This window comes from Brevundimonas sp. (assembly GCF_036405315.1).
Classification (GTDB): domain Bacteria; phylum Pseudomonadota; class Alphaproteobacteria; order Caulobacterales; family Caulobacteraceae; genus Brevundimonas.
Window position 1 is genome coordinate 1 of the sequence record NZ_DASWXW010000007.1, and the last position, 8,021, is coordinate 8,021.

General features: G+C 68.3%; 9 protein-coding genes and 1 tRNA gene. 1 reads left to right on the forward strand and 9 read right to left on the reverse strand.

Annotated features, from left to right (window positions below; translation table 11 throughout):
- The 4 genes from VGE49_RS00225 to VGE49_RS00240 all read right to left on the reverse strand — a co-directional run.
- Window positions 1-327, reverse strand: a 327-nt coding sequence (locus VGE49_RS00225) for a biotin carboxylase N-terminal domain-containing protein (RefSeq protein ID WP_331032581.1), incomplete at its 3' end; no start/stop codon positions are given.
- Between the two features lie 9 nt (window positions 328-336).
- Window positions 337-1,239, reverse strand: coding sequence for an enoyl-CoA hydratase-related protein (locus VGE49_RS00230; RefSeq protein ID WP_331032582.1), 903 nt, complete (start codon window positions 1,237-1,239; stop codon window positions 337-339).
- A gap of 11 nt (window positions 1,240-1,250) precedes the next feature.
- On the reverse strand, window positions 1,251-1,682 hold the full coding sequence (locus VGE49_RS00235; RefSeq protein WP_331032583.1) for an endonuclease domain-containing protein: 432 nt from the start codon (window positions 1,680-1,682) through the stop codon (window positions 1,251-1,253).
- Window positions 1,683-1,860: 178 nt separating this feature from the next.
- Window positions 1,861-3,453 carry a carboxyl transferase domain-containing protein gene (locus VGE49_RS00240; protein ID WP_331032584.1) on the reverse strand — a complete coding sequence of 531 codons (1,593 nt, stop codon included), beginning with the start codon at window positions 3,451-3,453 and terminating at the stop codon, window positions 1,861-1,863.
- 80 nt (window positions 3,454-3,533) lie between these two features.
- Here VGE49_RS00240 and VGE49_RS00245 point away from each other — a divergent pair, with 80 nt between their 5' ends.
- Window positions 3,534-5,333 (forward strand): patatin-like phospholipase family protein, encoded by a 1,800-nt coding sequence (locus VGE49_RS00245; protein ID WP_331032585.1) that lies wholly within the window; start codon window positions 3,534-3,536, stop codon window positions 5,331-5,333.
- Here the strand turns inward: VGE49_RS00245 and VGE49_RS00250 are convergent.
- The 5 genes from VGE49_RS00250 to VGE49_RS00270 all read right to left on the reverse strand — a co-directional run.
- A complete protein-coding gene (locus VGE49_RS00250; RefSeq protein ID WP_331032586.1) occupies window positions 5,266-6,057 on the reverse strand; it encodes a methyltransferase domain-containing protein in 792 nt (263 codons plus the stop codon). The two genes, VGE49_RS00245 and VGE49_RS00250, sit on opposite strands and share 68 nt — an antisense overlap.
- Window positions 6,058-6,100: 43 nt before the next feature.
- Window positions 6,101-6,177 (reverse strand) — tRNA-His (locus VGE49_RS00255).
- A gap of 82 nt (window positions 6,178-6,259) precedes the next feature.
- Window positions 6,260-7,003, reverse strand: coding sequence for a M48 family metallopeptidase (locus VGE49_RS00260; protein WP_331032587.1), 744 nt, complete (start codon window positions 7,001-7,003; stop codon window positions 6,260-6,262).
- Window positions 7,004-7,085: 82 nt separating this feature from the next.
- A complete protein-coding gene (locus VGE49_RS00265; RefSeq protein WP_331032588.1) occupies window positions 7,086-7,445 on the reverse strand; it encodes a TonB family protein in 360 nt (119 codons plus the stop codon).
- Window positions 7,446-7,583: 138 nt separating this feature from the next.
- A partial coding sequence (locus VGE49_RS00270) for an energy transducer TonB (RefSeq protein WP_331032589.1) occupies window positions 7,584-8,021 on the reverse strand: 438 nt, incomplete at its 5' end.

Below are 8,021 nucleotides of genomic sequence, written 5' to 3' on the forward strand. Positions count from 1 at the left end.
CGAGGACGGCTGCGGGCCGATCCAGACGATGCCCGCCGCCATGACCGCCTCGGCGAAGTCGGCGTTCTCGGACAGGAAGCCGTAGCCGGGGTGGATGGCCTCCGCCCCCGTCGCCTTGGCCGCCGCCAGCACCTTGGCCGCGTCCAGATAGGATTCGCGCGCCGCCGCCGGGCCGATCAGCACCGCCTCGTCCGCCTCGCGCACGTGCAGGGCGTCAGCGTCGGCCTCGGAATAGACGGCGATGGTGCGCAGGCCCATGCGGCGGGCGGTGCGGAAGACGCGGCAGGCGATCTCGCCGCGATTGGCGACCAGGACGGACTTGAACATTCGGCTACCTTATTGCGCCCAGCTCGGGGCGCGCTTGTCCAGGAAGGCGCGAACGCCTTCCTGGCCTTCTTCCGAGACGCGGGCGCGGGCGATGCGCTTGGCGGTCTCTTCCAGCAGGCGATGGTCGATGGCCTCTCCGGCCAGGTCGTTCACCAGACGCTTGGCCTCGCCCATGGCGCCGGGGGCGCAGGTCGTCAGGCTGTCGGTCAGCATGGAGATGAATTCGTCCACAGAACCTTCCGGCAGGACCAGGTCGATCAGGCCCGCGTGGGCGGCGTAGTCAGCGTCGAAGATGTTGGCCGTCAGGAACAGCTGGCGGGCGCGGCGCGCGCCGACGGCCTCGATGACATAGGGGGCGATGGTCGCCGGGATGAGGCCCAGCTTGACCTCCGAGAAGGCGAAGCGCGCGCCCTCGACCGCCACGGCCATGTCGCAGGCGGCGACGATGCCCGCCCCGCCGCCCATGGCCGCGCCCTCGACCAGGGCCACCGTCAGGGCCGGCACGTCGTGCAGGGCCTTGAGCATTTTCGCCAGACCCATGGCGTCGTCGCGGTTGTCAGCCTCGGACCAGCCGGCGGCGTCGGCCATCCAGTTCAGGTCGGCGCCCGCGCTGAAGGTGCCGCCCGCGCCGCGGATGAAGACCACGCGCACCCGGTCGGCGCCCTGCAGGGTCTCGAACGCCTCATAGAGTGCGGCGATGGTGGCCGCGTCGAAGGCGTTCTTCTTCTCGGGCCGGTTGATGGTGACGAAGACCACGCCCGACGGCAGGGCGTCGATCTTGACCAGCTCGTCGTTGGCGTCCGGCGCCGGATCGGCGACGAAGGGATGGGCGATGGCGTTCATCTCGGCCGCCTCGGCGTCGGTGACGTCCAGGGCGTTCAGGTCTTCTTCGGTCGGCTTCTGGTCGGTCATGGTCGGCTCCTTCAAGCTTCAACGCCTGAAATGTCTTCCTTCTCCCCTCGGGGGAGAAGGTGGCTTGCGGAGCAAGCCGGATGAGGGGGCGATTTCCCCATCTGTGCCGCGCGAAGGCGGATCGCGTCCAGCAAGATATTGGGATTGTGCAAAAATGCTTCGTTTGAGAAGCGAACGACAACGAAACCGGCCTCGGACAGACGATGGTCGCGCAACGCGTCCTCAGCCTCGCGCAGGCGGTGAACCCCGCCGTCCAGTTCGAGAACCAGCCTGAGTTCCGGGCAAAGAAAGTCCGTCACATAGCCCGCAACAGGCGCCTGACGACGGAACTTCCATCCCTCGAAGCCGCGATTGCGAAGCAGCGCCCAAAGGCGGGCTTCAGCGGAGGTTGTGTCTTCGCGAAGACGCCGAGCGCGTCGCGTTCTGTCCGGCGACTGGTGCATGGCCGCAACCTAATCCCTTCTCCCCTCGGGGGAGAAGGTGGCTCGCGCCAGCGAGACGGATGAGGGGAACGTCGGCTCCATACCTATTCTCATCAACTTGCTTGCGGACAGCGCCCCCTCATCCGACCTGCTCCGCAGGCCACCTTCTCCCCCGAGGGGAGAAGGATCATTATGTGAATTACATCCGGAACACGCCGAAGGTGGTCTCGGGGATGGGGGCGTTCAGGCTGGCGCTGATGGCCAGGCCCAGGACGTCGCGGGTCTGGACCGGGTCGATGACGCCGTCGTCCCACAGGCGGGCGGTGGCGTAGTAGGGGTTGCCCTCGTCCTCGTATTTCTGACGGATCGGCGCCTTGAAGGTCTCGGCTTCTTCCGGCGTCCAGGTGTCCGCATCGCGGTGGACGGTGGCCAGCACCGAGGCCGCCTGCTCGCCGCCCATCACCGAGATCCGGCTGTTGGGCCAGGTGAAGAGGAAGCGCGGGCTGTAGGCGCGGCCGCACATGCCGTAGTTGCCGGCGCCGAAGCTGCCGCCGATCAGGACGGTGAACTTGGGCACCTCGGCGCTGGCGACCGCCGTGACCAGCTTGGCGCCGTGCTTGGCGATGCCCTCGGCCTCGTACTTGCCGCCGACCATGAAGCCCGAGATGTTCTGCAGGAACAGCAGCGGAATCTTGCGCTTGCAGGCCAGCTCGATGAAGTGCGCGCCCTTCTGGGCGCTCTCCGAGAACAGCACGCCGTTGTTGGCCAGAATGGCCACCGGCATGCCCCAGATGCGGGCGAAGCCACAGACCAGCGAAGTGCCGTAAAGCGCCTTGAACTCGTCCAGCTCCGAGCCGTCGACGATGCGGGCGATGACTTCGCGCACGTCATAGGGGGCGCGCACGTCGTCGGGAATGATGCCGTAGAGCTCCTGCGGGTCCAGAGCCGGGGGGCGCGGCTCGCGCACGTCCAGCGGCACGGCCTTCACCGTGTTGAGGTTGGCGACGATGGAGCGGACGATCTCCAGCGCATGCTCGTCGTTCTCGGCCACATGGTCGACCACGCCGGACTTGCGGCCGTGGGTCTCGGCGCCGCCCAGTTCCTCGGCCGAGATGACCTCGCCCGTCGCAGCCTTCACCAGCGGCGGGCCGGCCAGGAAGATGGTGCCCTGATTGCGCACGATCACCGTCTCGTCGGACATGGCCGGCACATAGGCGCCGCCCGCCGTGCAGGAGCCCATGACGCAGGCGATCTGCGGGATCGACTTGGCGCTCATACGCGCCTGGTTGAAGAAGATGCGGCCAAAGTGGTCGCGGTCAGGGAAGACCTCGGCCTGGTGCGGCAGGTTGGCCCCGCCCGAATCGACCAGATAGACGCAGGGCAGATTGTTCTGTTCGGCGATCTCCTGCGCCCGCAGGTGCTTCTTCACCGTCAGGGGAAAGTAGGCGCCGCCCTTCACCGTCGGGTCGTTGGCGACGATCATGACCTCGCGGCCCGACACCCGGCCGACGCCGCAGATCATGCCCGCGCCGGGGGCCTCGTCGCGATACATGCCGTTGGCGGCCAGCTGGCCGACCTCCAGGAAGGGCGAGCCCGGGTCCAGCAGGCGCTCGACCCGGTCGCGCGGCAACAGCTTGCCCCGCGCCACATGGCGGTCGCGGCTGGCGTCGGAGCCGCCGCGCGCGGCCTTGGCCACCTTCTCGTAGAGCTCATCCCGCAGGGCGCGATTGTGCGCATCCAGCGTTTTGAAAGCAGGACTGTTGCGATCGACGGCGGAAATCAGCTTGGGCATGCCCCAAGGTTTAGGAGGCTTCCGGGCCGCTGGGAAGCGTCGGCTTTCCTGTCGAGCAGATTCCAGCCTAAACCTCCGTCATGGCTGCCGAACGTCCCGACACGCTGCCCGACTCGCTGGAAGCCGCCCTCGCACGCGTCTTCGAGGGCACGAAGAACACCCGCGCCAGCTGGTTCGCCCTGACGCGGGGCGAACGGCTGTTCTCGACCGGCGACCCCGCCGACACCCTCTACCTCCTGCGCGCCGGGCGGCTGGGCGTGTTTCGCGACGACAACGGACGCGGGCCTCAGTTCGTCGGCGTCATCAAGCCGGGCGATCCCGTCGGCGAAATGGCCATGCTGGCGGGCACGACCCACATGGCCAATGTGGTGGCCCTTCGCGACAGCGACGTGGTCGCCCTGCCCCGCGACGCCTTCTTCGAGGCCGCCCGCGCCGAGCCCGCCCTGATGGCCGAACTGGGCCAGGTCATGCTGACCCGGGCGCGCGACCGCAACTCCACCGGCTCCGACCCGACCGTCTTCGGCTTCGTCTCGGCCCGTGCCCAGCCGATTCGCAGCTTCGTCGAGCGCGTGGCCCGTGCGGTCGAGGCCCAGGGCTTCACCTGCCGCATCATCGACCACACAGCCCTGTCGTCCGCCGCCGAGTGGTTCTCGAGCGTCGAGGACGCGCATGACTACGTCCTCTACGTCGCTGAGTCGGACGAGCCCGGATGGGCCTCCCTGTGCGCCCGACAGGTGGACCGGGTCTTCATCGTGGGCGACGCCGACCACAAGCCGCACGCCCCCGTTCTGCCGCCCGAGATCGAGGACGAAGCCCACCCGCTGACCGACCTGATCCTGCTGCGTCCCGCTCACATGGCGCGCCCGACCCGGACCCGCGCCTGGCTGGACGCCTTCAAGCCCGGCCGCTGGTTCCATGCGGTCGAAGGTCTGTTCGACGACACGGCGCGGATCGCCCGCATCGTCACCGGCTCGGCGGTCGGGGTGGTCCTGTCAGGCGGCGGCGCCCGCGCCTACGCCCACATCGGCGCGCTGAAGGCCCTGCGCGAAGCAGGCATGCCGATCGACTTCATCGGCGGCTCCTCAATGGGGGCGGTGATCGCCGCGGGTCCCGGCCTCGGCTGGTCGGACGAGGAGCTGGACGAGCGCATCCGCAAGGCCTTCGTCATATCCGACCCCTTGTCGGACATCGCCTTCCCCATCATCGCCATGACCCACGCCCGCAAGGTCTCGCGGCTGATGCAGGACGCCTATGGCGACGTGAACATCGAGGACATGCCCCTGCCCTTCTTCGCGGTCTCGACCAATCTGACGTCGGGCAAGGTGGAAGTTCATCGCGAAGGGATGCTGCGCCACGCCCTGCGCGCCTCGATAAGCATCCCCGGCGTCATGCCGCCTGTGGTGATGAATGGTCAGGTGCTGGTGGACGGCGCCGTGCTGCGCAACTTTCCCAGCGAGGTGATGCGTCGCCTGAACAGCGGCCCGGTCGTCGGCGTGGACGTGTCCCAGACGCGCGGCGTCGACCCCAAGGCGCTGGAGGACCCGCCCTCCTGGTGGCGCTGGATCGTCTCGGGCGCCTGGAAGAAGGGGCCGCCGATCGTGTCGGTGCTGATGCGCTCCGCCACCCTGACGACCGAGGCCGAACTGATGCAGGCGCGGGCCGACACCGACCTGCTGATCCTGCCCCGCCCCGAAGGCGTCGATATCCGCGACTGGAAGGCCTACGACCCGGCCGTTTCCTCAGGCTACGCCGCCGCGCAGGCCGCGCTGACGACGCTGAAGTGCCCGATCGAGCATCTGCATCGCCATCGCTTCAGCGACGCCGCGCGACAAGAAACAGACGAGGAAATGGTAGAAGAGTCGCCCCGTCCGTCCGCCTAGGGAAGGCTCGCGACAGCCGTTCGCCTAGCGCCGAGAGGAAGGCGTCCCGCATCGCCGGATCGCCGGCCAGCGCGGTCAGATAGGGCCGCAGCGCCGTGCCCTTCATCCATTCCAGCACGGCGTTCTCGCCGCTGAGGACGTGCAGATAGGTCGTGGCCCAGATGTCGATGTCGTCGCACTGCGGCGCCAGGGCCTCGTAGTAGGCCTCGGCCGGCAACAGAGGGGCGATCGTGTCCACCCCCGCCAGAACCGCCGCCCACGGCCCGTCAGCCGCCGTTTCACGCATGAGGGTGTGGTGGCGCGTCTCCCAGGCCATCGGCATCTGCACGGCCAGCAGCCCCCCGGGCGCCAACGCCCCCGCCAGATGGCCGAACAGCGCCCCATGATCGGACAGCCACTGCAACGAGGCGTTGGCCAGAATCAGGTCGGCGGGGCGCTCAGGCGCCCAGGTCGCGATATCGCCGACGGACCAGTCAACCTCGGCTGACAGGGCGCGGGCCTGATCCAGCATGGCCTCGCTGGAGTCCATGCCGTGCACGTTTGCATTCGGGTGGCGCCGTTTCAGCAGGGCCGCGTGCTGGCCGGTTCCGCAGCCCAGGTCCCAGATCTCGCCGGGTGAGAAATCTTCAGGCAGACGCACCAGAAGATCGAGCGCGGCGCGGTCGCGCTGCGCTTCAAACCGACTGTACTGGCGGGGGTCCCACACGGGGGAAGCGTCGCTCATCTCTGCATCACTCCACATCGCTGAAAGCGATTCGTGGGGGTGATGGTACCGCCTCTCAGGCTTGAACTGAGGACCTCCGGTTCCACAAACCGGCGCTCTAACCAACTGAGCTAAGGCGGCGCGATCAACGCGAGGGCGGTTCTCTAGCGGGCCTCGCTCCGGTCGGCAATACGCATATTCAGGAAATTCACTTTATCCCCCGTCAGTTCCAGCCGCGGCTGGCGATATACTGCTGCAGGGCGGCGATCCGGGTCTGGTCCGACGGGTGGGTCGAGGCGAATTCCGGCGCCCCCGACTGGCGCTGCTGGGCCATCAGCCGCCACAGGGCCACGGATTCGGACGGCTTGTAGCCGGCGGCGGCGACATAATCGACGCCGAGACGGTCCGCCTCCAGCTCATGACTGCGCGAGAAGGGCAGCAGCAGCCCCAGTTGCGCGCCCAATCCGCCGAAGGCGCCCACGGCCTGCGAATAGTCCCCTGCCCGGCTCTGCACCGCGCCCAGCACCAGGCCCGCGGTCGACTGGGTCGAATAGCGTTCCGCCGCGTGGCGGGCGACGACGTGGCCGACCTCATGGCCCAGGACCGTGGCCAGTTGATCGTCGTTGCGGGTCAGGGCCAGCAGCCCCGTGGTCACGCCGATCTTGCCCGACGGAAGAACGAAGGCGTTGGGGCTGTCGTCCTGGAAGACGCGATAGTCCCACGCCCGGTTGGCAAGCCCCGCGGCCTGGACGATGCGGCCGCCGACGCGGCGCACGCGCTCGTTCTGGGCGGCGTTGGTCGAGAGCTTCTCGGTCCGCAGGGTTTCCGCCCAGGCGGCGTCAGACTGCTGGATCAGGGCGCTGTCATCGACGATCAGGAACTGATTGCGGCCCAGGCTCTCGTTGTAGGCGCAGCCGGCCAGCATCAGCCCCAGCGTGGAGACGGCGGCGACAAGGGCGTGTTTCATGCGGCTTCTCTTCCGTTCAGATGCATCAGCGGACAAGCCCCAAGACCAGGGGGGAGCGCCGCCGAAGCGCCAGTCGGAGACCTTAGGGGTGATCTGGACGCCCTTCCACCGGAGTCTGGACCTGGCCTGGCGGTTCGGTCGTGGCGGTCGCCAGCATGAAGGGCACGCGAACGACGAACTTGGCGCCCTCGGCGCCCTCGACCGTGCGCGCCGAAAGCCGTCCGCGTTGGACGATGTCCAGGGCCGCGGCGCCGAAACCCTGGCCGGCCGGCGACTCTGACAGCACACGACAGTTCGTGGCTCGTCCATCTGAAGCGACAGCGCACTCGATCGTGGCGTAGCCTGCTTCCGGCGCGCCAGGTCTGGATGCCCCGGCGCATCCGGCGGCGCCAAGCGCCAGAGTGACCGCGCAAGCAGCCATCGCATGGCGCGAACGCTCCATGAGATCTCCCGCATCCCAAGCGCGCGTCGCGCGATTGCGTCAATCTATCACGAAGAAGGAAGGGCGTGAGGCCAGACAAAGAAAAACGCTCCGGGACAGAGCCCCGGAGCGTTCTTCAGTTCGACGTTGTCGATCGCGTCAGTCGCCCAGATTGAAGGGCACGCGAACGACGAACTTGGCGTTGGTCGCAGCGCCGTCGACCGTGCGGGGCGAAAGCTGCCCGCGCTGGACGATGCGCACTGCGGCGGTGCCGAAGCCCATGCCGGACGGTTCTTCCGACACCACGCGGCAGTCCGAGGGACGACCGCTGGGGGTGACGGTGCACTCAACCGTAGCCGAGCCGCCCACGCCGCGATCAAGCGCACGTTGCGGGAAGTCTCGTTCAGTCGGACGCGGCGGGCGCGACCAGCTGGGGTTGGTGATGACCGACGGACGCGGCGGCGCGGGCGGAGCCGGCGGAGGCGGAGGTCCGGGGACGATCACGGGCGGGCCCGTGTATTCCTGACGGTCTTCCTTCTTCGTCGGTTCGATGGCCACAGTCACCGGAGGCGGAGGCGCCTGGGTGTTGATCTGCGG

Bases quoted from the DNA above. Each gene is read 5' to 3' on its own strand.
- VGE49_RS00230 (WP_331032582.1), bottom strand. From the start codon at position 1,239: ATGACCGACCAGAAGCCGACCGAAGAAGACCTGAACGCCCTGGACGTC.
- VGE49_RS00235 (WP_331032583.1), bottom strand. From the start codon at position 1,682: ATGCACCAGTCGCCGGACAGAACGCGACGCGCTCGGCGTCTTCGCGAA.
- VGE49_RS00240 (WP_331032584.1), bottom strand. From the start codon at position 3,453: ATGCCCAAGCTGATTTCCGCCGTCGATCGCAACAGTCCTGCTTTCAAA.
- VGE49_RS00245 (WP_331032585.1), top strand. From the start codon at position 3,534: ATGGCTGCCGAACGTCCCGACACGCTGCCCGACTCGCTGGAAGCCGCC.
- VGE49_RS00250 (WP_331032586.1), bottom strand. From the start codon at position 6,057: ATGAGCGACGCTTCCCCCGTGTGGGACCCCCGCCAGTACAGTCGGTTT.
- VGE49_RS00260 (WP_331032587.1), bottom strand. From the start codon at position 7,003: ATGAAACACGCCCTTGTCGCCGCCGTCTCCACGCTGGGGCTGATGCTG.
- VGE49_RS00265 (WP_331032588.1), bottom strand. From the start codon at position 7,445: ATGGAGCGTTCGCGCCATGCGATGGCTGCTTGCGCGGTCACTCTGGCG.